Below are 21,157 nucleotides of genomic sequence, written 5' to 3'. Positions count from 1 at the left end.
TCATGTCGAAAACCGTCCTCGTGACCGGCGCTTCTACCGGAATCGGCCGTGCCACCGCCCTTCTGTTGGCCCGCGAGGGCTTCACCGTCTACGCCGGAGTCCGCAAAGAGGCCGACGGCGAGGCGCTCGGCCCGACCGTCACCCCGATCAAACTGGATGTCACCGACGCCAGGCAGATCGCCGATGCCGCCGAGCGCATCGGTCATCTCGACGCCCTGGTCAACAACGCCGGCATCGGCGTCACCGGACCCCTGGAGTTCGTCTCCCTGGACGCGCTGCGCCGGCAGTACGAGGTCAACGTCTTCGGCCAGGTGGCCGTCACCCAGGCCATGTTGCCGAAGCTGCGCGCGTCGAAAGGCCGAGTCGTCACCGTCGGCTCGGTCGGCAGCTGGATCACCCTGCCCTTCGGCGGCCCGCTGTGCTCCTCCAAGCACGCCATCCGCTCCCTCAACGACGCGCTGCGCATGGAGGTCAAGCCCTGGGGCATCCGCGCGGTCCTCATCGAACCCGGATCCATCCACACCGCCGCCGTCGACAAGCTCGAAGGCGAGGTCGAACCGCGGCTGGCCGCCATCGGCGAGGAGGGCAGGCTTCTGTACGGCGCCGCCTACCGGACCATGGTCACCAGCGGGCTGAAGGAGGAGCGCTCGGGCTCCAGCCCCGACGTGGTCGCCCATGCCGTGCTGCACGCGCTTACCGCGCGCAAGCCGCGCTCCCGTTACCCGGTCGGCAAGAAGTCACGGCTGATGAGCACGCTCGGCCGCGTCGTCCCCCAGTACACCCTCGATGCCCTGCGGCTGCGCGCGCTGGGCCTGTCCTGAACGGAGCACACCATGACGCAGCTCGCCGGAGCCGACGCCCTCGTCGCGCTCGACCCCGTCTTCGCCCAGCTCGCGGTCGGCGCGGGCCACAACCTGTGGGGCCTGACCCACCTGACCATGCGGGAGAAGGCCTTCGTCTGCCTGACCGCCGACCTGTGCCACCCGCATCTGGACCTGCCCCTGGCCATGCACGTCCAGATGGCCCTGGCCAACGGGGTGGACCCGGAGTCGATCCGGGAGCTCTACCGCCACCTGGCCCCCTACGTGGGCTACCCCATCCTCGTCCCAGCCTTCCAGCGCCTGACCGAACTCGGCCTGCCCCCGGCGCAGGACACCGACCCGATCAAGCCGGTGCCGCTGACCGGAGCGCTGGCCCGCGCCATCCACGGTCTCGAGGCCGTGGACCCAGGGCTGGCCGCCTTCACCGAAGACCAGCTCGCCCAGCGCTGGGCCCGCCCGCATCTCAGCATCCGGGAGCGGGCGATCGCCTGCCTGACCGTGGACGTCTTCTACCAAACCCTGGGCGAATCCCTGCGCCTGCACGCCGAGCTCGCCAGGTCGGCCGGGGCCACCGACGACACCCTTCGCGACCTGCTCCGCGGCCTGGCGGAGTTCGGGCTCGCCCGAGCTTGGACGGCCGCGGAGACCCTGCTCCCTCAGCGAGACTCTGGCACGGAGAACGCAACATGAACGTCGCCATGACCGGCGGTGGCTTGGGCCGGATCACCGCCAGGACGCTCATCGTCTGGGAGTCCGACCGGGACCCGGCGGGAATGGACGGCGGCGAGGTCATGGAAGCTTTCCGCCGAGGGGTACGGCGCGACCTCCACGGCCTCCCGGGCACCGTTGACGTGGTTGAGCTGGCCGCAAGCCACAACATGGTCGCGGAGCAGCCCGGCGATCTCACCGAGCTGATCAACCGGTTCCTCGCGAGCTCAGGGAACGGATGAGCAGGAGCAGGGCCAGACCGCTCGCTCCTGTACGCCTCAGTGAAGCGTCTGGAACACGCGCCGGGCGTTCCCGTGGAGGAACATGGCACGGGTCTCCTCATCCAGCCCGAGTTGATCCAGCTCATCCAGTGCCTTGAGCGGTGTGATCATCGGGTAGTTGGTGCCGAACAGCACCTTGCCGCGGCCGTGGCTCTTCAGGTACGCGACCAGCTCGGCGGGATAGCGGCGAACGGTGTGGGCGGAGGTGTCGATGTAGACGTTGGGGTGCTTGGTGGCCACCGCGATCATCTCGGTGGTCCACGGATAGCCGATGTGCCCGGCCACGATCGTCAGCTCGGGAAAGTCCAGCGCCACCTGGTCGAGATATGGGATGGGCCGGCCGGGCTCGGAGGGGTGCAACGGGCCGGTGTGGCCCGCCTGAGTGCAGAACGGAATGCCGAGCTCGACGCATTCGGCGTAGAGCGGGTAGTAGCGGCGGTCGGTGGGCGGCAGCTCCCACACCCAAGGCACGATGCGCAACGCCTTGAAGCCGAGTTCGGTGACCGCCCGCCGGAGCTCGCGGATGGCCGCCATCGGCTTGCGCAGGTCGACGGAGGCGACCCCGGCCAGGCGACCGCCTGACTCGGCGACGAAGGCGGCCACCTCGTCGTTGGAGATCAGCGCGCCTTCTGGCCCGTACCAAGCGCTGATCAGGGCCAGGTCGACGGCGGCCGCGTCCATGGCTGCCACGGTGACGGAGAGCGGCGGCTGGTCGGGTGGCAGGGAGGTGCCGGACCAGTTGCGCAGGGAGTCGAACATGTCGTGTTGGATGAAGCGCCGCGTCGGGTGTTGTGCCCAGACATCAATGATCGGCAAGGCGATGTCTCCTCCTCATGGTGCCGCCGGTAGGGCCGACGAGGCCGGTCACGGCCAGTGACCTGCCGGCTGTCCGGCTATGGTGCGGGTTCGCACGCTTCCGCCCCATTCGATCCTGTCAGGACTCACGGAGGGTCGATCCGGAACCTACCGTCCGGTCCATGAAGGCCCGGATCCGGCCGTCGGTTGCCGCCGTCGTCCACAGTTCCACGGTGGCCGGCTCGGTGACACGGTCGAGCCGCTCGTTCACCTCCTGCCGGAGTTGCGTCTTGGTGCAGCGGAAGGTGTCGGCCGGGATGTCGGTGGCCAGCCGGGCGGCAACGGCCATCGCGTGATCCAGCAGGGCGTCCGGTTCGCTCAGCTCGTCGACCAGGCCCAGGGCCAGGGCCGCCTCCGGCTCGTGGTTGGCACCGTCGAAGATCGCACGGCGGGCGCCGACCGGGCCCAGCGCGAACCGCATGATCTCCAGCGCCGAGTGCGGGAATGGCACCCCGACCCGCAGCTCGGGAACCCCCATCGTGCCGCTCCCGGATGCCATGATCCGGTGGTCGCAGGCCGCGGCGAGCACGCAGCCACCGGCGATGGCGTGCCCGTTGACCGCGGCGACCACCGGCTTGCCCAGGTCGAAGACGGATCGGAAGGCACCGCTGAGCGCGGGCAGGAACTCCGCCACGTACGCGGCGCCGCCGTCCAGGACGCGCTTGAGGTCGACGCCCGCCGAAAACACCCGTCCGGCTCCGGTCACCACCACAGCCCTCACGGGTCCCCGCGGGTCGTCCAGATCGCGCATGGTCTGCTCGATCGTCCGGCACAGCTCCAGATCCAGGGCGTTGACCTTGCCATGGGCCAGTCGTACGACCCCGATGCCGTCCATCACGTCGACCGTGATCATCGCGTTCCCTCCCATGGCAGAACACTGTCATCATCATCACGCAGAGCTACCTTCGCGCTGAGGTCACGTTCGACAGAAGACCGCCTGTCCGGCCCCCAGCGGCTGCGGGGCTCGTAGGAGCCGGTTCCGGCGCCAACGTTGATCACCGTCTGGGCGGATTCCAGGGCCTGGCCGTCTGGTCGGCGATACGGGGGTCGGGGCGCCGGTGGCGGGAGTAGCCGAAGCCGATCGTCTGGTACGGGTTGGCGTTCACGACAATCGTCATTCCTCTCCGTCGGCGGGATCGGCGTGCCCGCGCCGGGCTCCCAGCACCAGCAGCGGCGGGCGTCTGAGATGTGCGGCCAGGTGAGGATGGCTCCGGAGAGCGGCGGGGCCGGGAGCAGGTTCGTCGATGCCGGTCAGTTCCAGGCCGGCGTCGAGCAGGCCGCCGATCAGCGTGGTCAGCCGCCTGTGGTGTTTCTCCACGCCTTCGATGATCCAGTTCTGGGTTCGAGGCCCTTCGGAGGCATAGTCGTCGACCGGCCAGACCATGCCCCCGCCGATCTGGAGCCAGCCGGTCATGGGATCGGCGGCCGTGCAGATGGGGTGTTCGATCGAGAAGACGAACCGTCCACCCGGCCGCAGCCAGTGCGCGACGCGCCGGACCAGCCCCGGGTAGTCGGCGACGTAGTGCAGGACGAGGCTGCTGACCACCAGATCGGCGGAACGGGCGGGCAGCGTGAGCTCGTCCAGGTCAGCGTGCAGGTAGCGGACTCGCGGATGCGGGGTGGCCAGCGCCAGCATCCGCTGGGAGGAGTCCACCGCCAAGACCTGCGCCGCTCCCGCGTCCGCCAGCCGTCGGGCGAGCGCGCCTGCCCCGCAGCCCAGATCGACGACGGCGGCGCCCGCCGCGGGAGGGAGCATCCGGCTCATGGCCGGGATCTCGATGGCGTCGTTGATCCCGGCGCCGGAATCCCTGAGCCGACGGTAGCCCTCCCAGAAGCGGGGATCGTCATAGAGGTCGCGGCCGGCCGTGATCACAGGTGCTTCCTCAAATCGTCCACGTCGAGCAGCGGCAGGCCCCAGCGCAGCGCGGCCACCTCCAGCTCAGCGGCCTTGGCCATGGTTCCGTCGGGGTTCATGACCTCGCAGCACACCCCGACGGGCGGTAGCCCGGCCGCCATGCACATGGCGACGGTGGCCTCGGTGTGACCGGCGCGCTCGGCGAGACCTCCAGGGCGTGCGGCCAGCGGGAAGACATGCCCGGGCCGGAGGAAGTCGGCCGGTCTGGACTCCGGATGGGCCAGGCGGCGTACGGTCGCGGCGCGTTCGGCCGCCGACACCCCGGTGCCGGTCCCGGTGGCCAGGTCCACCGGGACGTGCGGCCGGGTGCCATGCCGATCACCGGGTCCGGGGATGGGCCCGATCTCCAGACGGTCGAGAACCTCAGGCGCGCACGGCACTGTCGGATGGCCACAGACCTGGGTGAGCAGAAAGGTGAACGCCTCCGGGCGCAACCGCGCCCCCGCGAACACCACGTCGCCCTCACCTTCCCGGTCGGGATCCCAGATCACCACGGCTCCTCCGGACGCGAGCTGCGTCACCGCCTTCTGCACGCCTTGCCCGCCCGAGACCCGTCCCGCCCATGGCAGCGCCGCGACCACCTCGGTCACCGCCTGTCCCGGGTCGGACGGCCAGCGCCGCACCAGGCGGGTGAGCAGGTCGGGCTCCAGGTTCACACGATCGCCCGCCGACAGCTCCGACAGCGCGGTGGCCTGCAATGTCGCGGGGATCAGCGCCACCGAGAACCGGTCACGGGACACCTCGGCGACGGTCAGGCTGACGCCGTCGACCGCGATCTGCCCCTTGGGGACGACCAGCGGGAGAAAACGCTCCGGCGGCTTGATCCACACCCGCCGCGCGCCGGCCTCGTCGTCGACTCTTACGACCTTGCCTACGGCATCCACGGCGCCCTGGACCAGGTGACCACCCAGCGGGTCGCCCAGCGCCAACGGCGCCTCCACGTTGACCCGCGTGCCGGGCCGGATCTGGTCGAGGGTCGATCTGCGGCGGGTCTCGGCCGTAAGCCTGGCTTCCAGGACGTCCGTCTCGTGCTCGGTCTGGACGATCATCAGCCCGACGCCGTTCAGGCAGATCGAACTCAGCGCGCTCGCGGCGGCCTTGGGCGCTCTGACCGCGATACGAGCTCGGTCGACGGCCACCACTGTTCCGACTTCTTGGATGTGCCCGGTGAACATCCGACACCACCTCTCGACAGCGGCAAGGACGGTCCTCGCCGCACGAAGGAGTCAGGGGCCGTGAGCACGGCCCGAGAGGTGGCGGGGTGTCACCGCGTGGCCCGGAATCACACCGAGTCGTCCCACCGCTGCCGGCGGAACCGGCGGGCTGTCACCGCCGCACCTTGGAATCGCACCGATCCACCTATATCACCCACCCGTCGGCAAGATCAACGGTTCGGTGAGCCCGATCGGCGCTCCCGCCGACGAAACCCCCGCCGCCCCGGTTCACGCAGGCTCCGAGGTGCGACATGATCACTGGCGCGAGGCGCTGCTGGCGAAGGCACAGGAGCGAGTGCCGGTGGTGCTGGTGACCAACGCCACGGACACCTTGGACGAGCACCTGGACCGAATCGGACTCACCCACTTCGCCGACGCCGTGGTCAGCAGCGCCACGGTCGGGGTGGCCAAGCCCGACCAGCACATCTACGAGATCGCCGCAGAACTCGCCGGCGCCGCTCCAGAGCGCTGCCTGTTCGTGGACGACCGGCTCGAGAACGTAGAGGCGGCCAGAACCGTCGGCAGCCACCTCCCTGACGAGGTCCAGACCGCCGGCGCCAAGTCCGGCCGGCCCAAGCGACTCCAACTCCTGCGCGCAGCCGGGCGAGCTGGGTGCGGCCGCGCGGGACCGTCCGGCCGCGCTCCCCATCCTGACGGGGAGTGCACCTGGGAGCCGCCCTGAACGCCCCCGCGGTAGTGGCTCGCGGCGTACGGAACGCCGCCGACAACGTCCGAACAAGAAACCCCAGTTTGATGAGCGCCCTCCGGACTCGGCGTGAGCCGGATCACTGTCTGCTCCTGTCACAGGCCCTTGCGCCAGCCCGTCCAGACGCGTGAACACTTCCCCCACCAAGGCAAGGGATCACCATGGTTCGACGTGACAACGCAGCCCCATCGGTGCGCAGGCGGCGCTGGCCTCGCTGGTTGGCGGCGGCGGTAGCGATGCTGGTGGCCGCGATGCTGCTCGGCGCGTACGGCTGGCAGCCGGCCGAGGAGGGCCGCGCCTTCCGCTCGCCGTACCTGGCCCAGGTCGGCTCGCGCTACGCCGACACCCCGATCGCGCGCTTCCACTACGTCCAGGCCGGATCCGGCACGCCGGTGATCCTGCTCTCGCCCGGAGGCACGTCGGTCATCGGCTGGAAGGATCAACTCGACGTGCTGGCCCGCGACCACACCGTGTACGTGGTCGACCTTCCCGGCCAGGGCTACACCCAGCTGAAGGATTCCGGCTTCGCCTTCGACCTGGATGCCATGGTCTCCGCCGCCGGCGCGTTCATGGACGGCCTCGGCCTACGGCAGGCCGCCCTGGCGGGCAACTCCTGGAGCGGTGGCTGGGCCCTGGCCTTCGCCCAGCGCCACCCCGACCGCGTCACCAAGCTCGCCCTGCTGGACGCCACCGGACTGGACCTGCCGGGCACCCTGATGTGGGAATCCCTGAAGATCCCTGTCATCGGCGAGCTGGCCGTCAAGCTGTCCACCGGCAAGCCCACCGTCCGCAGCCTGGCCGAGGGCATGATGGTCAACAAGCCGCGCCTCACCGAGCCGCTGCTGGACGAGTGGTGGGCACCGATGACCTTCCATGACAACATCCGCGCCACCTACCTGCTCGAACGCCGTCTGGACTGGGCACAGACCGAACGCGCCCTCCCCGCCACCATGACCCCGACCCTGGTGCTGTGGGGCAAGCAGGACACCATCCAGCCTGTCGAACGGGCCCACCGGTTCGCCGAACTGCTCCCGAACGAGCAGCTCGTGATCCTGGATGGCTGCGGCCACGCCCCCCAGCTGGACTGCCCGGAACCGGTCAACCGCCACCTCCAGACCTTCTTCGCCGACTCACGGTGACCAGTTGCCCGCGCGTTCATCTCCGCAGACTGTCGGTTCACGATGCTTAGCCACTGCCTAACCAGCCGATGAGAGCTTCCGTCGCATGACTGATTCGGCCCGAACCGGCCGACCGTATGGTCGTGATCAGCCATCTGATCATGGGAGGAACGCTGTGCGGACCATTGTGGTGGAGCCTTTCGGAACGGTCGTGGGCGGGCGCGTCAAGGCGGTCGATGACGACTGGAACATCGAACAGGCGCTGATCCGCCCCGACAGGACTCGTTTCGGATCGGAATCCCTCGCCGGGCTAGACGCCTTCTCGCACCTGGAGGTGGTGTTCCGTTCCATCGCGTCGATTCTGCCTCGATGAGGGCACCGCCTGTCATCCCCGGGAGAACCACCACTATTGGCCCGGGGGCTCAGGAGTGGCGCCGAAAGGAGGATCCCGTAGGCCGACGAGTCCCCCGACGGTCAGGCCTCGGCATAGAGAGCTTCCGGCCACCTCGCTCCTTACACCGGTCAGGCCCTAACTGATCGGCCGGTCCCCTCTGGACTTACCCATTCAGGCTCTGCCACAAAGTCCGTGATGATCTCGGAGTTGGGCGCCGCGTTACGTGCGTCCATCGATCACCGACGATCCGCGAGGCAGCCGGCAACCGATCAACGACGACAGCCGGGCAGCCCGAGGGGATCGTCCCTCGGGCTGCCCGGCCGGCGGACTCAACCTCCGATCGCGGGCATGCTCTCGGGAACGGTCTCCGCCGCCGCGTCCGGTCTCGAAGTCGCGAGAAGCTTCACCAGGTGGCCCGCGATCGCGGAGATGGTGGGCTGCTGCCACAGCAGGGTCGCGGGGAGCCGGCAGCCGAAGCGCTTCTCCAGGCGCCGCCGGACCATGACGGTCATGACCGAGTCCAGCCCCTGCTCGACAAGGGGACGCCGGATCGCCAGGTCCTCAGGGGCCAGCCTCATCACGGCCGCGATCTCCGCGCGGACCTCCGGCAGGACGCGCTCGTGCAGGTCCTCGGGCGCCAGGCCGGCAAACGACTCCGCGGGCTGCCCGAGATACTCCTCGGCCGGGGCGGGCGCGTCGATCACCGGGTAGCGGAGTCCCGTGAGGTGTCCCACCACCCGGCCGTCCACGTCGGCCAGGAGCGCCCGCACGGTGTCGTCGGCGGCCGGGTCCACGGCCGCGTCGATGATCATCGTCGAGGGCGGCGTGCCGGTCAGCACCACCTCGTCGATGTGCACGACCATGCGCAGCACCGGATCGCCGGGGAACACGCAGGGCGCCACGGACATCGCCGCGTCCAGCGCCGGAGCCCAGCTCCCCGGTTCCTCGGTGCGGACCGTGGCCCGCAGCACGCCGTCTCCGCTCAGCAGTGTCTCGATCGTCCAGTCGAAGCCCGTCGAGGGCACGCCGACGGTGGCCAGCCGCTTGTGCACGAACCCGGGGTCGATCGGGGCGAGAGCGCCGGCGTCCGGCAGCACGTCGGGCTTCACCTGGCGCGGAGCAGCCACGTCCGCGGTGACGTGCACCAGCCAGGCGGGTTCGGGCTCGTCGGGGCCGGCCGGCGTACGGGCCGCGAGCCGTACCGCTGGAGGCTCGTGCACGACCTGGATCTGCCTGCGTTCCGCGGTCATCAGCGGATGCATCATCTCCACGTCGGTGAGCGTGACGTCCTCGTCCTCGACCGCGTGCAGGAACGTGTTGACCAGCACGGCGGCGGGCACGATCTCGACCCCGTTGAGGGCGTGGCTGCCCGGGTAGGGCCGGTTGGCGTCCTCCAAGCCGGTCCGCCACACCCGGGTCCGGCTGCCCGCGATGCTGGTCCCGGCTCCGAGCAGGGTGTGGGAGTGCACGTCGTGCCCTCGGTTGTCGTCCTCGGTGTAGGACTCGCGCCAGTGGCGGCGGTGCTGCCAGGCATACGGCGGCAGATCGGCCAGGCCGCCGGACGGCTGCAGCCGGCTCCAGTCCACATCGACGCCGTGACAGTGCGCCGTGCCCACCGCGACGAGGAAGGTCGCCGGCTCGGGCTGGTTCCGGCGCAGTGAGGTGCCGACGAACACGTCCTCGAACCCGTTCTCCGAGAGCGTCTCGGTGACAGAGTGCGCGACCACGGGGTGGGGGGAGATCTCCAGGAACAGGCGGTAGCCGTCCTGCGCCGCGGCCGTCGTCGCCGCGACCAGCCGCACGGGGTCCCGGAGGTTCGCCGCCCAGTACGCGCCGTCCAGGACGGAAGTCGACCGGGGGTCCGCCAGCGCGGTCGTGTACATGGGGATGCGGGGCGCGCCGAACGAGAGGTCGGCGACGGCGGCGGCCAGTTCGACGGCCAGAGGCTCCATGTGCGGGCTGTGGAAGGCGACGTCCGACGCCACCCGCCGCACCACGATGCCCTCGGCCGGCCACTCGTTCACCACCGCCTCGACCGCGGCGACGTCGCCGGACAGCACGGTGGAGCCGGGCGCCGACGAGATCGCCGCCACCAGGTCGGTACGGCCGGCCAGCCTCTCGGCCGCCTCCTCGGAGGACAGGTCGACCATCACCATGGCCCCCTTGCCCTCGGCCTGGCGCAGCAGCCGGGAGCGGCGGCAGATCAGGCGGGCGCCGTCGGCGACGGTCATCGCGCCGGCCGTCACGGCCGCCGCGATCTCGCCGACGGAGTGGCCGATGACGGCCTTCGGAGCGACCCCGTACGCGTTCCACAGCCTGGCGAGGCCCAGCTGCATCACGAAGATCATGGTTTGCACGCGGTCGATCGCGTCGAGATCGCCGTCGGCGAGGACCTGCCGGGGAGAGAAGCCGATCTCCTCGGCGAAGATCGGCTCCACCTCGTCGACCAGGGACGCGAACTCCGGCACGGCGAGCAGCTCCCGGCCCATCCCGCGCCACTGGCAGCCCTGCCCGGAGAAGACCCAGACCGGCCCGGGACCGAGCTCGGGCAGCACGTCCCCGGTGAGGACGGCCTCGGCCGGCACGTCCTCCGCGAGCCTGCGCAGGCCGGCCGCCAGTTCGTCCCTGTCCGCCCCGATCACGACGGCGCGACGGGCCAGATGGGTGCGCCGGAGCGCCAGCGTGTGCCCCGCCGACGCCAGGTCGAGCCCCTTCCCGAGGTGATCGGCGAGCTTGCCCGCGTACTGCCGCAGAGCCTTCTCCGACGCGGCCGACAGCGGGAACAGCCGCTCCCCCGTCCCCTCGCCCCGGGGCGACTCCTGAGCCGGAGGAGCCTGCTCGAGCACGATGTGCGCGACCGTGCCGCCGTACCCGAAGCTGGAGACGCCCGCCCGGCGGGGGTGGTCGCGCTCCGGCCAGGCCGATCGTTCGGTCACCACGCGCAGGCCCGAGGCCTCCCACGGGATGGCCGGGTTCAGGGTGGTCAGCACGCTCGGGGGGATCTCACCGCGGTCGAGGGCGAGCACCGCCTTGATGACGCCGGCGATGCCGGCGGCGCCTTCGAGGTGGCCGATGTTGGACTTGACCGAGCCGATGAGGCACGGGTCGCCGGGGGCCCGCCGCGTGCCGTAGACGGAGGAGAGCGCCCCCGCCTCGAGCGGGTCGCCCAGCCGGGTCCCGGTGCCGTGCGCCTCGATGTAGTCGACGGTGGACGGCGCGATGCCCGCCTGCCGGCAGGCCCGGATCATCACGTGTTCCTGGGCCTCCCCGCACGGCGCCATGATGCCGTTGGTGTGCCCGTCCTGGTTCACGGCGCTGCCGATGACGAGCGCGAGGATCCGGTCACCGTCGCGCTGCGCGTCGGACAGCCGCTTGAGCACGACCACGCCGCAGCCCTCGCCGCGTCCGTAGCCGTCGGCCGACGCGTCGAACGACTTGGACCGCCCGTCGGGGGCCAGGGCTCCGGCGGTGCCGAGCGTGAGGGTCTGGCCCGGGGTGACCAGCAGGTTGACGCCGCCGGCGAGGGCGACGTCGCTCTCGCCGAGCCGCAGGCTCTGCGCGGCCAGGTGCAGCGCGACCAGCGACGCCGAGCAGGCGGTGTCGATCGCCATGCTGGGCCCGCGCAGGTCCAGGGAGTAGGAGATGCGATTGGCGACGGCGCAGGTCGCGGCGCCGATCCCGGTCCACGCCTCGATCTGGGGCAGGTCCTCCAGCAGACGGCTGCCGTAGTCGGCGGTGCAGACCCCGACGAACACCCCGGCGTCGGTGCCGGCCAGCTCGTGCGGCGGCAGGCCGGCGTTCTCCAGGGCCTCCCACGCGGTCTCCATCAGGATCCGCTGCTGCGGGTCCATCAGCTCGGCCTCGCGGGGCGACAGGCCGAAGAACTCCGCGTCGAAGCCCTCGATGTCGCTCAGGAAGCTGCCGTGACGCACGGCGTCGTGCAGCGCGGCGGCGTATTCGGGGCTCCGGTTCTCGTACCGGCGCCAGCGCTCGGCCGGCAGCGGCCGCGTCGTGTTCCGGCCGGCGCACAGCAGGTCCCAGAACTCGTCCGGTGAGTGGACCTCGCCGGGAAGACGGCATCCGATCCCGACGACCGCCACTGGTTCCGCACTGGCACCGCGCGGACTGTCGACCATCTGCGTTCGTTTTCCCTTCGATCTCAGGCCCATTGAGGAGTGTCGATGATCTTGATCACGGCGCCGGAGACGGTCACTCCCGGTCCGGTGCCGAGCATCAGCATGTGGTCGCCGGGGCCCAGCTGCCCGGTCATGAGCAGGTGGTCGAGGGAAAGGACCTGGTCGCTGGCCCCGCAGTGGCCGATGGCGCGGCCGTAGTCCCAGGTCGAGCGGGACATGGGCAGGTCGAGCACGGCCATGCACCGCTGTTCGACGATCTCTTCGGAGTAGTTCATGAACGCCACCCGGGCGAGATCGCGGGCCTCGATCCCGCTCTCGTCCAGAGCGCGCTCGACGACCTCCATGAGCGCCCGCTGGATGTTGAACAGCGCCGCGGTGGCCTCGCCCTTGGGCATGACCTGCTGCCGGAACTGCTCGTTCCGGGCCGCGAAGCTCATCCGGCGCCCGACCGTGACGCCCGGCGGGAACAGGGGTTCGCTGCCCCGGTGCAGTTCCTCGGCCTCGGCCACTGTCGTCGTGCAGACCGACATCAGGCGCGCGAAACCTCCGTCCTTGGTGAGCACGAGCGCGCTGGCGGCGTCCCCGCCGATGTATCCGGGGCCCATCCGCCACCGGTCCATCAGCGGGGTGCCGTAATTGTCGGAGGCGACCAACAGGGCGGCCTGCCGGCCGGGAGCGGCGTGCAGGTAGCCGGCCGCGAGTTCCAGGGCGATGAACATCCCGTTGCAGCCCTGCCGGATCTCGGTGGCCAGGACGTCCCCGCCGACGAGATGACGCTGCAGGTAGGAGTGCGGGGGCCAGCCGTCCGGCCCCTGGTGCCAGGTCGAGGCGTACAGGAGGAGATCCAGGTCGGCCGGCGCTCGCCCGCTGCGCTTGAGCGCGCTCTGCGCCGCGTGCAGGGCCATCTCCGGAGCCGGTACGTCACCGGCCACCGCCGTCCCTCCCAGGTTGTGCAGCTCGGCCTCTTCGGCCGGGTACCAGCCTTTGGCGACGGCCTTCTCGACGCTGACGACGGTCCGGGGGAGGAAGGCTCCCACACCGCTGATGTACGTGTCCGCCCACTGCATGACTCTGCCCCCGCTAAACGGATTCGAGTTCTCTGACCATCGTCACGATGGTCACGACGTCCCTGAAGTTCTCGGGGTCGAGCTTCGCGGCGGGGATCGGGACGCCGATGTCCCTCCGGATGAAGTTCAGCAGCCGCGCCGTCCGCAGGGAGTCCAGGAGACCCGACACGAGGAGCGGGGTCGTCTCGTCGACCTTGATGTCGTCGCCGTCCGGGACGAGGTTCTCCTGGATGAAGTCGACCAGCCTCTGCGTGATCTCGACAACCTCGGTCATGAGACCTCCTTCGTCGGCCTCATGACCAAGGTGCTGTGTCCATTGATGACCTCGACAAGCTCGGTCATGTGCGTGCTCCTCTCGTGACGGGAGAGGGAGAGAGGATCCTGAACGCCGCCGCGGCGACGGACGTTCCTGAGCCGAACCCGACCATGAGCAGGTGATCGCCGGCTACGAGCCCGCCGGTCGCGATCAGATGCTCGAAGGCGATGAACTGGTCCACCGCGCCGCAGTGGCCGACGCGCCGCCCGTAGTCCCAGGTCGTCTGATCTTCGTCGATGCCCAGCCAGGACATCTGCCCGTCCAGGTCCTCGCGGCGGCCATGCGGGAACGCCACCCGCGTGATGTCGGCGAGTCCGATCCCGGCCTCGTCCAGGGTCTGTTCGACCTGCTGCATCATCGTTTTCTGGATCGTCAGGTGGATCCCGGTTCCCTGCGCCTTGAGCAGCCGCTGGCGGAATTCCTCGTGCCGGTCTCCGAAGCTCAGGCCCCTGCCGATGGTGGCGTCCGGGGGGAACAGGGGGTAGGCGCCGTCGTTGACCGCGTCGGCCTCCGGGATCACCGTCGCGTTCACCGACAGGAGCTCGGCCATGCCGTACTCCTTGCCGAGGATGAGCGCGGCCGCGGCGTCGCCGATCAGCGCCCCGGGGGTCATCCGCCAGCGGTCCACCAGCGGGGTGCCGTGGTTGTCCGAGGAGACGACCATGGCCGTCTCCCGGTCCGCGTCGGCCTGCAGGTAGCTCGCCGCCAGCTCGAGCGAGCTGATCATCCCTACGCAGCCGCTCCGGATCTCGAACGCCGGCACGTTCCCGCCGAGGAGGTGCATCTGCAGGTAGTGCTGGGGCTGCCAGCCGTTCGGGCCCTGGTGCCAGACCGACGGGTAGAGGAGAAGGTCGAGATCGCGCGGGGAGGACTCACCCCAGCGGTCGTACGCGTCCAGGACCGCGAGCCGCGCCATCTCGGGCGCGGGCATGTCGCCGGCCACCGCCGCGCCGATCTGATGGAACTTCTCGGCCTCCTCAGCCGGGTACCAGCCCTCACGAACCGCCTGCTCGACGCTCACGCTGTCAGGCACATAGACGCCGAGGCTTCTGACGAACATGTTGGATGTACGCACACGTCCCCTAACTCGTCGACGATCCCGGACGACGGCCTTCAGCAGGGAAGGCGGCTTATCCGATTTATTTCGGGCCCCGGGATATCAAGCGACCCCCGGCCGGTCAATGAAAACAACGTGAAATAAGCCGGCGAGCCGTCAGAGGCAAGGATAGGGGCGGCCCGTCGGAGGAAGCAATATCAACATCCGAAACCTGGTCGGCGACATTCCGTGATCAAGGTTCGACGGAACGTGTTGAATTTGGGAAATGCGTCTTTCCGCTTCACGCCGCGGTTTCTCCGAATGTAATGGTCCAGAATGCGGACGACGGGAGAACGGTGCCGGGCCGTTGCCATTCGGCTCAGGCCCGGCGCGCGTCGTCTCAGGCGGGCACTCTCGTGCAGACGATGTTGTTGAGTTTGAACTGGGCCGGAATGTCGTTCGTCCCGGTGGCGGTCGCCGAGAAGCCGAAGCTCTGGCTGGAGCCGGGGCCGATGTAGGAGTTGTGGCCGGCGTCGCGCGCGGTCACCTGGGCGCCGGTCTGGGTCACCGTGGCGTTCCAGGCGTTCGTGATCTGCTGGTTGCCCGGCCAGGTCCACGTCACGGTCCAGCCGCTGATGGGGGTCGTGCCGGTGTTCTTGATGGTCACGCTGCCGTTGAAAGCGCCGTTCCAGGCACCGGTGGAGTAGGCGACCTCGCAGGAGGTGCCCATCTTGAGCCCGCCGCGCAGGAAGGTCGCGAAGTTGGCCCAGGTGGGGTTGAGCGTGCCGGTACTGACGGTCTCGCCGCAGTCGGTGGTGGTGCGGACGGTCTGCATTCCGTACTGGGCGGGGTCCATGACCTGGGACATCATGTGATCCGCGCCGGGCACCGAGACGAACGTGGCGTCACCGCACTGAGCCTTGATCCTGTTGTAGAGCAGGACGCTCTGCCCGTGCGGCACCAGGAAGTCGGCCTGGCCGTGCAGGAACATCAGCGGCGGGTCGTTGCTGTCGACGTAGGTCATCGGATTGGCCTGGGCCACCGTGGCCGGGCAGGTCTGGATCGGGCAGCCGACCAGGAGGGATTCCGGGGAGGCGGGAGAGTCGTGGTCCAGCCCGCCGGTCGGCAGGTTCTGCGCGTTCATCTGCAGGAAGTCGGTCGGGCTGTAGAAGGCGAGTCCCACCTGCACGGCACTGGAGACGCCGGTCGTGCCGACGGCGCCCTCCAGCGCCGTCACGCCGCCGGACAGAGTGGCCATCTCCGTCAGCCAGCCGCCCGAGGAGTCGCCCATGATCGCGAAGCGATTGGGGTCGAGCTGGTATGTGGCGGCGTTCGCGCGCAGCCAGCGGATGGCCGCCTTGATGTCGTGCACCTGGGCCGGGAAGATCGCTTGAGCGCTGGACCGGACGCTGACGCCGGCCACGGCGAAGCCCAGAGGGTTGAAGATGTCCGCGATCGCGTCCGTGCCGGCCTTGCCGTCATCGCTCGTCCACGCCGAGCCGGTGTGCCAGATCAGCAGCGGCCGGGGCGTGATGCCGGTGGACGGCAGGTAAAGGTCCAGCAGATGCCCCCTGCTGCCGGCCGGTTGTGGGGGCGCGTAAGCGATGTCAGTGATCACCTGCGTGGCGTGAGCCGGCGGCGAGAAGGCTGCTGACACACCGACGGCGGCCAGCATGGTCATCGCCATGCCGACGATCATGGCCGTGCGGATTCGAGCTTGCATGGTGCGACTCCGGTTGGTCGGATGATCGCCGCTTCCCCGGTGGCCGTCCGTGTCTCCTCCGGTGCCGAGGCAGCCGCGATCAGCGCGCCGACCGTAGCGCCTGCGAGAACAACGTCCTGTTCGAGTGTCGCGGCTCACATCGATATGGGCGGGGAGACGATATGACACGTAAGTGACGATGGTCAAAGTTTTCTTCGTATCGTGCCAATCGAACAGGAAAAGCAGCATAAATCGTACTTTATGGGCGCAAAGCGCGACGACAGTCTCAGATCATCCGTGGCGTGCACAGGCAGTCGGATACGTACCCACGAGGCCTTTAAGGCCGCCCGCTCTGGAATGGACAGCGGCTGGAACTCCCGAAAACAGGCGACCCGGGAAGTAACACCGGCGTTACCGGCGGTAAACACCCATGAAACATGCGCCGCTCCATCGACAACGCCGATGAAAGTTTCAACGCCTCCGCGTCCGATTCGGACACGACAATCCCCCTGGCGCGTAGTGAGTGATAATGTCCACCGTCATGATCTCGCCAGTCGCAGGAGGACGAATGCGAAAGGTACGCGCTGTTCTCGTCTCGGCCGTTATGGTCCTCGGAGTGTCGTTGACGATCGGCGCCACCCCGGCGCACGCCGAGAGGCTGGTCGGCGTCTTCAGGGACTACTCGGAGTGCCAGCGGATCGGAAGCCACGGCGTCACCCAGGGCTGGTGGGACAGCTATTCATGCAAGTGGGAGGGCCGGTACCGCTACTACTTCCTCTACGCGTGACCCCGTGAAACACACGCGCCCCCGGTCCTGAGGGGTCGAACCGGGGGCGCGTGCACTCTGGTACAACGGCCAGGCTTTGTCACTCAGAGTGTGTGCATATGCCCTCGCCGCGCGGCCCACCCAACCCAGGATTGCGGTACTCGGGCATGGCCGGAGATCCTTCGTCGTGCGGATCAGAGGTCAAACGGGTTCCAGCCGTCCGAGCCGGCGAGGTACTTCTGGGGGGTGTAGTTCTCCGCGTCGGCGTCGGCCAGCTGAGGACGGTTGCCATGGACGGCAGCCCCGGGTCCGGCGTTGCGGTATTCGAAGAACCGGGCGGCGGTCCAGGAGTTCGCGGACATGTTGATCCACGGTTGTGCGGTGGCGATGGTGGATGACAGCCACGATTCCCGGTACAGCACCTGGGCATCCGGGTACCACGGCCGACCCAGTTGGGTGACGTTGTCGGCGGCGCCGGTGATGGTCGACCGGTAGAACAGGAAGCCGTAGGTGCTCTCCGCCGGAGTACTCGCCGCGGTGATCGGACCGCCGGTGAGCCGCCTCTGGTAGATGTCGCAGCGGTCGAAGACGGCGCTGGCCGCGCCGAAGATGAAGTCGACGGTGCCCTCCACGTAGCAGTTCCTGAAGTAGGCACGGCCGGCACGGGCATAGAGGGTGTCCTGGTCGCCGAGCACGCGGATGTCGCGAAAGACGGCGCGGTCCGCCCGGGTGTACAGCGCCACCGCCTGCCCGCCGCTGGTGGCAGTGCTCTCGTCGAAGTCGTTGGCGATGGTCAGGTTGCGGGCGGTGAAGTCGTGGCCGTAGACGAACATGGTCGAGCTGCCCGTTGTGCCGTACTCTCCGGCGTGGCGGTTGTTCACGATGACGGTGCTGTCGGGCGAGCGGCCAAGCCCGCGCAGCGTGATGTATGGCTTGTTCGACGGCACCGTGACGATCTCCCGGTAGGTGCCGGGCGCGACGGTGATGGTGACCGGGCTGGTGTTGCCGCTCGGCACGGCGTCGATGGCGGCCTGGACGGTGGTGTACGTCCCGCTGCCGTCGGCGGCGACCGTCGGCCATTGCGTGGCAGTGGCCGGTGACGTCGCTGCGACCACCACGCCAGCCTGCAGCACTGACGCAGTGGCGGTAAGGACGATCCAGCGACGTGCCTTGCTGAGGTTCTGTGTTCTCATGATGTCCTCGTCATCTGTTTGAGACCGGTCGTGGCAATGCCCTCGACGAGGTGCTTCTGTCCGGCAATGAAGACGAACGACACTGCGAACATCGGCCCCCGTGAACTCCGCAGCGCGATCCGTGGTTCGTGCGAGCCGAGGACTGAACGGATGTCCCTGCCTCTGGCCCGCTTGCTTCACCCCCTGTCAAAGGCCGATAGCGGGCTGCGGACCCGAGAACTCGGCCAGCAACGCGGGAAGGGCGGTGGCGGGGTCGAGGGTGTAGGAATAGAAGCTCGTCGGGTCGAAGGCGGCCCCCTGCTCCTTGATGAGACCGTCGCGCCAGGAGCTCGTGCCGGTGACGACGTTGCCCCGCTGGACCAGCTCGCCGGCGGGATCGACGAAGTAGGGGTCCGCCACGTTGTGGAAGAGGCTGTGCTCGATCACGCCCTTGGTCTCGCCACGCGCCCAGTTGCCGTACGACCTGATGTCCTGCAGGTAGTTGCTGTACATGTGCATGTTGAGCAGGTTGCCGCCGCTGGGGTTGCGCTGGTTGGTGCGGGCGAACCAGTTGTGGTGGAGAGTCATCCGCGTGATGAGGTTGGCCGTCCAGCCGATGCCGAGGGTCTTGTTGTTGTCCAGGAACTGGTTCCACGACACCGTGATGTCGGTGGCGTCCTTGCGGGCGTCGAGCAGCCCGTCGTTCATCCGGGCGAGCCGGTTGTGGTCGATCCAGACCTTCGTCGCGGAATCGATCTGGATGGCGTCGTAGTCGAAGTCCTTGTCATCCGGGTCGTCCTCGGGCATGAGGGTGTCGCGGATCGTCAGGTTCCGGATGATCACGTTGCTCGTGGTGGCGCCGAGGAAGAAGCCGCCGCCGACGATCTCGCCTGCCGTACCGACCCCGATGATGGTCTTGTTGGAGGCCACCTTGAGCTCGGTCCCCTTCGGACTGATCTCGATCGGGCCGGCGACCTTGATGACGTACGGCTCGGCGGCCGTGACGTAGGTGTTCAGCTCTTCCTGGGTGGTCACGGTGACGATCTGGCCGCCCCCGCCTCCCGTGGTACCCGCGGCGAAGCCATCCGCCTGGTCGGACCAGTGGCGGGGCCCGCCCACCGGGCGGAAGGTCCAGAGCCGGTCGGCGATCTGGTACTTGCCGTCGCCCGCGTAGGTCAGGGTGACCTCGGCGGAGCTGCGGTTGGCGCCGTTGACCAAGTGGACCTGACCGCCCGCCGCGGCCTCCAGGCGCAGCTCGGCGGTGCGGCCGCGGCAGGGCTGTTCCCGGAGCTTGATGTCCAGGCACTGGCCGGTCTCGGCGTTGACGATGTGGTAGCCGCCGCCCCCGTGGCCTGCAGCTGAGGCCGGGGTCGCGGTGGCGGCGAGCAAGGTCAGGAGGGCAGCCGCCAGGGCGGCATGACGCGCAGTGGTCACAGGGGGGTTCGCTTTCCTGAGGGAGACCCGGCCGTGGCGGTCTCCGCAGTCGCCACGGCCGAGGAGTCTGGGGCGAGGTGCCCTCACTGTAGGAAGGCCCCGGAATTACCGTCAATGGCTTTCCTTAATATTTCTTTCACGGATTGACGCAATCGGAAACCCGGCCGTAGCCTCCTGGCAACCCCCCGTGCGAAGGGCAAACGATTCATGATTTCCAGACGAGACATGCTGCGCACCGCCGGACTGACCGGACTCGGTCTGGCCGTGGCCGCCTGTGGACGTGGTTTCGGCGGAGGCGGCAGCGAGGCCGCCTCCGGCAAGATCGAGCTCAACATGGTCTGGTGGGGCGACGCTTTCCGCGCCCAGAAGACCCAGGCCGCGCTCGACCTGTTCATGAAGGCCAACCCCGGCATCACTGTCAAGACCGAGTACCAGGACAGCGGCCCCTACAAGGACAAGCTGGCCACCCGCTTCGCCGCCGGCAATCCGCCGGACCTGATGATGATGCGTATGGACAGCCTGCGGGAGTACGCCGACCGCAAGTCGCTCCTCAACCTCAATGACCACCCCGGCATTGTGGAAACCACCAACCTCAGCCAGGCCGCGGTGAACCTCAGCAAGGTCGGCGACGCCGTCTACGGCATCCCCTCCGGCCTCAACGCGATCGGCTACATCGTCAACAAGACGATCACCGACCAGTACGGCGTGACCATCCCCGACGGCGCCACCTGGACCTGGCAGGATCTGGCCACGTTCGCCAAGGAAGTCACCGACAAGAGCGGCAAGAAGGTCTACGGCACCCTGGTGGACCCGGCGACTCTGGCCAACCTGGTCGTCTACGTCTCCCAGCAGGGCGAGGACCTCTTCACCGCCGACGGCAAGTTCGGCGTCAGCGAGGCCACGCTGACCAAGTGGTTCCAGATGTTCGAGGACATGCGGAAGGAGGGAGGCTTCCCGCCCGCGGGGTTCGTCGAAACGATCGGTTCATCGCCCGACCAGTCCTACATCGCCAAGGGCTCCATCGCATCGCAGATCATCCCGAGCAACGGTTTCCTCGGCTACAACAAGGTCTCCGGCGGCAACCTGGTGCTGCTGGGCATCCCCGGCGAGGCCACCGCCAAGCGGCGGGGCACGAACATCGGCACCCCGGCGCTGTGGTCGATCGCAGCCTCCTCCAAGCACCCGAAGGAGGCGCTGCAGCTGCTCAACTTCCTCATCAACGACGTGGAGGCCAACAAGGCCATGGGCACCACCCGTGGCGTTCCCGCCAGCACCGTCGTCGCCGACGCGATCAAGCCGACGCTGGAGAAGGACGACCAGGTGGCTACCGACTATCTGATCGGCCTGCAGAAGCAGACCCTGGTCGCCGTTCCGCCCTACCCCAAGGGTGCCAGCGGCATCCAGGACGAACTCACCGCGGTCGCTCCCGAGGTCGAGCACGGGCGGCTGACCCCGGCCGAGGCCGCCAAGAAGGTCATCGAAGCGGCGACGAAGGCCCTGTCGCAGTGACGCTCAC

Annotated in this window: 20 protein-coding genes; 8 read left to right on the top strand and 12 right to left on the bottom strand. The window is 68.9% G+C overall.

What is annotated here, in order from left to right; all coding sequences use genetic code 11:
- The first annotated feature begins 2 nt into the window (after positions 1 to 2).
- Genes EDD27_RS11450 through EDD27_RS11440 form a run of 3 tightly spaced genes read left to right on the top strand, consistent with a single transcriptional unit; the run spans position 3 to position 1,771 of the window.
- Entirely contained in the window at positions 3 to 821 is an 819-nt protein-coding gene (locus EDD27_RS11450) for an SDR family oxidoreductase (protein WP_127932394.1), read from the top strand.
- A gap of 12 nt (positions 822 to 833) precedes the next feature.
- The gene (locus tag EDD27_RS11445) at positions 834 to 1,511 is read left to right on the top strand and encodes a carboxymuconolactone decarboxylase family protein (RefSeq protein ID WP_127932393.1); all 678 of its coding nucleotides are present in this window, start codon (positions 834 to 836) and stop codon (positions 1,509 to 1,511) included.
- On the top strand, positions 1,508 to 1,771 hold the full coding sequence (locus tag EDD27_RS11440) for a hypothetical protein (protein WP_127932392.1): 264 nt from the start codon (positions 1,508 to 1,510) through the stop codon (positions 1,769 to 1,771). The genes EDD27_RS11445 and EDD27_RS11440 overlap by 4 nt, the downstream gene beginning before the upstream one ends.
- Positions 1,772 to 1,807: 36 nt before the next feature.
- On the opposite strand, the gene EDD27_RS11435 is transcribed toward EDD27_RS11440, so the two are convergent.
- The 5 genes from EDD27_RS11435 to EDD27_RS11420 all read right to left on the bottom strand — a co-directional run bounded on the left by EDD27_RS11435 (position 1,808) and on the right by EDD27_RS11420 (position 5,755).
- Positions 1,808 to 2,626, bottom strand: coding sequence for an amidohydrolase family protein (locus tag EDD27_RS11435; RefSeq protein ID WP_127932391.1), 819 nt, complete (start codon positions 2,624 to 2,626; stop codon positions 1,808 to 1,810).
- Positions 2,627 to 2,744: 118 nt separating this feature from the next.
- Positions 2,745 to 3,518, bottom strand: a complete 774-nt coding sequence (locus EDD27_RS11430) for an enoyl-CoA hydratase/isomerase family protein (RefSeq protein WP_127932390.1) — start codon at positions 3,516 to 3,518, stop codon at positions 2,745 to 2,747.
- A gap of 142 nt (positions 3,519 to 3,660) precedes the next feature.
- Positions 3,661 to 3,783: a hypothetical protein gene (locus tag EDD27_RS57680; protein WP_277750703.1), complete on the bottom strand. Its 123-nt coding sequence runs from the start codon at positions 3,781 to 3,783 to the stop codon at positions 3,661 to 3,663.
- On the bottom strand, positions 3,780 to 4,538 hold the full coding sequence (locus tag EDD27_RS11425; RefSeq protein ID WP_206641362.1) for a class I SAM-dependent methyltransferase: 759 nt from the start codon (positions 4,536 to 4,538) through the stop codon (positions 3,780 to 3,782). The genes EDD27_RS57680 and EDD27_RS11425 overlap by 4 nt, the downstream gene beginning before the upstream one ends.
- Positions 4,535 to 5,755, bottom strand: coding sequence for a riboflavin synthase (locus tag EDD27_RS11420; RefSeq protein ID WP_127932388.1), 1,221 nt, complete (start codon positions 5,753 to 5,755; stop codon positions 4,535 to 4,537). Before EDD27_RS11420 ends, EDD27_RS11425 begins: the two co-directional genes overlap by 4 nt.
- A 220-nt stretch (positions 5,756 to 5,975) precedes the next feature.
- On the opposite strand from EDD27_RS11420, the gene EDD27_RS11415 reads away from it, so the two are divergent.
- From EDD27_RS11415 to EDD27_RS11405, 3 genes are all read left to right on the top strand, one after another.
- Positions 5,976 to 6,476: an HAD family hydrolase gene (locus EDD27_RS11415; protein WP_206641361.1), complete on the top strand. Its 501-nt coding sequence runs from the start codon at positions 5,976 to 5,978 to the stop codon at positions 6,474 to 6,476.
- Positions 6,477 to 6,661: 185 nt separating this feature from the next.
- Positions 6,662 to 7,639 carry an alpha/beta fold hydrolase gene (locus EDD27_RS11410; RefSeq protein WP_127932386.1) on the top strand — a complete coding sequence of 326 codons (978 nt, stop codon included), beginning with the start codon at positions 6,662 to 6,664 and terminating at the stop codon, positions 7,637 to 7,639.
- Positions 7,640 to 7,793: 154 nt separating this feature from the next.
- Positions 7,794 to 7,991, top strand: a complete 198-nt coding sequence (locus EDD27_RS11405; protein ID WP_127932385.1) for a hypothetical protein — start codon at positions 7,794 to 7,796, stop codon at positions 7,989 to 7,991.
- Between the two features lie 350 nt (positions 7,992 to 8,341).
- On the opposite strand, the gene EDD27_RS11400 is transcribed toward EDD27_RS11405, so the two are convergent.
- The 5 genes from EDD27_RS11400 to EDD27_RS11380 form a co-directional block, all read right to left on the bottom strand.
- Positions 8,342 to 12,148, bottom strand: a complete 3,807-nt coding sequence (locus EDD27_RS11400) for a type I polyketide synthase (RefSeq protein ID WP_127932384.1) — start codon at positions 12,146 to 12,148, stop codon at positions 8,342 to 8,344.
- A gap of 23 nt (positions 12,149 to 12,171) precedes the next feature.
- On the bottom strand, positions 12,172 to 13,215 hold the full coding sequence (locus EDD27_RS11395) for a ketoacyl-ACP synthase III family protein (RefSeq protein WP_127932383.1): 1,044 nt from the start codon (positions 13,213 to 13,215) through the stop codon (positions 12,172 to 12,174).
- Between the two features lie 13 nt (positions 13,216 to 13,228).
- Positions 13,229 to 13,489, bottom strand: coding sequence for an acyl carrier protein (locus tag EDD27_RS11390; RefSeq protein ID WP_127932382.1), 261 nt, complete (start codon positions 13,487 to 13,489; stop codon positions 13,229 to 13,231).
- Between the two features lie 64 nt (positions 13,490 to 13,553).
- On the bottom strand, positions 13,554 to 14,591 hold the full coding sequence (locus EDD27_RS11385) for a ketoacyl-ACP synthase III family protein (protein ID WP_127932381.1): 1,038 nt from the start codon (positions 14,589 to 14,591) through the stop codon (positions 13,554 to 13,556).
- Between the two features lie 376 nt (positions 14,592 to 14,967).
- Positions 14,968 to 16,290, bottom strand: coding sequence for a cellulose binding domain-containing protein (locus EDD27_RS11380; RefSeq protein WP_164903575.1), 1,323 nt, complete (start codon positions 16,288 to 16,290; stop codon positions 14,968 to 14,970).
- Between the two features lie 547 nt (positions 16,291 to 16,837).
- On the opposite strand from EDD27_RS11380, the gene EDD27_RS11375 reads away from it, so the two are divergent.
- A complete protein-coding gene (locus tag EDD27_RS11375) occupies positions 16,838 to 17,056 on the top strand; it encodes a hypothetical protein (RefSeq protein WP_127932379.1) in 219 nt (72 codons plus the stop codon).
- Between the two features lie 173 nt (positions 17,057 to 17,229).
- On the opposite strand, the gene EDD27_RS11370 is transcribed toward EDD27_RS11375, so the two are convergent.
- Together EDD27_RS11370 and EDD27_RS11365 are read right to left on the bottom strand one after the other, a co-directional pair.
- Complete coding sequence (locus EDD27_RS11370; RefSeq protein WP_127932378.1) at positions 17,230 to 18,228, bottom strand: pectinesterase family protein; 999 nt, start codon at positions 18,226 to 18,228, stop codon at positions 17,230 to 17,232.
- Between the two features lie 186 nt (positions 18,229 to 18,414).
- A complete protein-coding gene (locus EDD27_RS11365; RefSeq protein WP_206641360.1) occupies positions 18,415 to 19,641 on the bottom strand; it encodes a pectate lyase family protein in 1,227 nt (408 codons plus the stop codon).
- 207 nt (positions 19,642 to 19,848) lie between these two features.
- Between EDD27_RS11365 and EDD27_RS11360 the strand changes: the two genes are divergently transcribed.
- Positions 19,849 to 21,150, top strand: a complete 1,302-nt coding sequence (locus tag EDD27_RS11360; protein WP_127932376.1) for an ABC transporter substrate-binding protein — start codon at positions 19,849 to 19,851, stop codon at positions 21,148 to 21,150.
- The last annotated feature ends 7 nt before the right edge of the window (positions 21,151 to 21,157 follow it).

The organism is Nonomuraea polychroma, from assembly GCF_004011505.1.
GTDB lineage: Bacteria > Actinomycetota > Actinomycetes > Streptosporangiales > Streptosporangiaceae > Nonomuraea > Nonomuraea polychroma.
Note: the sequence above shows the minus strand (reverse complement) of the source record. Positions and strands in the feature narration are given on the sequence as shown.